This window comes from Pseudomonas sp. Kh14 (assembly GCF_900291005.1).
GTDB lineage: Bacteria > Pseudomonadota > Gammaproteobacteria > Pseudomonadales > Pseudomonadaceae > Aquipseudomonas > Aquipseudomonas alloputida.
Map to the genome: position 1 here is coordinate 1 of NZ_OLKJ01000179.1, position 258 is coordinate 258.

Here is a 258-nt window from a genome sequence, read left to right on the forward strand (position 1 = left end):
GCTACATCGGCTGCGGGGTCACGACCGGCATCGGCGCGGTGATCAACACGGCCAAGGTCGAGCCGGGCGCCAACGTGGTGGTGTTCGGCCTCGGCGGCATCGGGCTGAACGTGATCCAGGGTGCGCGCCTGGCCGGTGCCGACAAGATCATCGGCGTCGACATCAATCCGGGTCGCAAGGCGCTCGCCGAAAAATTCGGCATGACGCATTTCGTGAACCCGAAGGAAGTCGAGGGCGACCTCGTGCCCTACCTGGTCG

At 65.9% G+C, this 258-nt stretch carries 1 protein-coding gene; it reads left to right on the top strand.

Going from position 1 to position 258, the window contains the following annotated elements; translation table 11 throughout:
* The coding region (locus FQ668_RS27765; protein WP_144180815.1) for a zinc-binding dehydrogenase at window positions 1-258 on the top strand (258 nt) is incomplete at both ends.